1 protein-coding gene is annotated in these 1734 nt (G+C 62.1%); it reads left to right on the forward strand.

What is annotated here, in order from left to right; all coding sequences use genetic code 11:
- A partial coding sequence (locus IEY07_RS23945) for an LPXTG cell wall anchor domain-containing protein (RefSeq protein ID WP_188898711.1) occupies window positions 1-275 on the forward strand: 275 nt, incomplete at its 5' end.
- Window positions 276-1734: the final 1459 nt, after the last annotated feature.

The raw sequence follows: 1734 nt of genomic DNA on the forward strand, positions 1-1734 counted from the left end.
ACACCATCGACGCCATCCAAACCCAACTTCAAACCACCAACACCGCAGTCACCCTCGACACCCTCATCATCGGCTCCGACCCATCCAACCCCGTCACCTTCACCATCACCTGCACCACCAACAACACAGGAACCGGCACCGGAACCGGCACGAACGGGGAAGGGCTAGCCGAAACCGGAACACCCACCGGACTCGCACCCCTCGCCGCAACCGGACTCCTCGCCATCCTCGCCGGACTCGCCCTCATCCGCCGCCGCAACCGGCTCGCCAAGTAACCATCAACTGTTTAGCCGTCAACGCCGGCTCAGTGTCCTCGACCCCCGCAAGGCGATCGAGGACCTGGGCCGGTTGCGGTCCCAGGCTGTGGTCGGTCCCAGGCTGTGGTCGGTCCCAGGCTGTGGTCGAACCGGTACGGCGATCACATCCGCTCCAAGGACCGTCGGTCCTGCGAGTACTCGATCCCGAGCGACCAACACCCCCGTGAACATCCGAGCGAACAGCGATGCACAACGGCCATGCGAGCACAAGGGCACCACTCCACGCCGGCGGCGGTCCCGCTTCGGACCAGATGACGGCCATCTACGGGCATTCACGGCAATCGATGGAACAAAAGCTTGACCCCGAGTGGGCTGGTTTCACCGATCGAAGACCTCGAGCGACCCGGGACCAAAGTCATTTCCTAATCCGGACATGTCCATATTGGACACGGCTCTGCTAAGGTTTTTCATGTTGGCGCGTTCGAACGGCGTCGAGGCCGGCCGAATAGCCGACGTCAGGACTTGGGGGAGTTCTGCTTCTTATGGCGCCGGACCTGCTCGGCAGGTGTTCGCGCCGCGGATGGCATGTCGTTTGAGTCGTCCGCCCGGGCCTTGTCGGGGGACGCCCGGCAGGCGACTCGACGATGCCAGCCGCTCCTGGCGGTCGGCTATTTGATCTTGACTATTTGATCTTGGGGGAGTTGGTTGTGGTGCGGATTCTGTTTCTGAGTTTGGCCGTCACGTTGATGCTGCTGGTGCTCAACAACTGGCGCCTGCAACACCACAGCCACTGAGCCCGGCGCCGCTGAGTTAGCCAGGTCAGCTTCTCGCCTGTAGGTGCGACCGGACCTTCGGTCGAACCAAGTGGCGCTGTTTGACCAGGCCCGACCACCTCGTCGACAAACTCACGATCCTCCCCGGCGACGTCAAAGTCGTGCACAGTCATTTGACCCCGTTGCTCAGCGATGGGATCAGCAGACAGCCGGCGGTTAGCCGCCGGCTGTCTGCCTTTACATGTAAGGATCATGCGAGGCGACCACATGCACTCAGACCCACAATCGTCGGTGTTCGAGCAAGCTCGCTGAGCACCTCCGCCGGCCGGCTTCGGCGAAGCGCATCGGGTTGCCGGCCATTGAGGTGCACCCTTGATCATCTCTAGTACGAGGCTCGGAGCTTGGCTAGCATCTCAGCGTCGCGTTGTTGCTGGGCCGACTCGTGGCTCTGATCCGGTGAGTTACCGCGTCGGGCAGTCTGGTCAGAACACGTCGACCCGAATCGAGGGTCCCGCGTGAAGGGGTTCTGCGGTGTCGTTCCACCACGGTGGCAACTGCGGTTGAACCTCGCGAGCATGTCAGCCTCCTGGAAGTGTCGAACCGAAGTCTTCGGACAGAAATCCCTCTCGTCTTCTAGTGTCGCGCGTCTGAAGTTCGTTGACGGGTGGCGTGAGGCAGGATTTCGTCGGCGGGTTTGGTCCAGG

The sequence above is a fragment of the Microlunatus endophyticus genome, assembly GCF_014646195.1.
In the GTDB taxonomy this organism is placed as follows: domain Bacteria; phylum Actinomycetota; class Actinomycetes; order Propionibacteriales; family Propionibacteriaceae; genus Microlunatus; species Microlunatus endophyticus.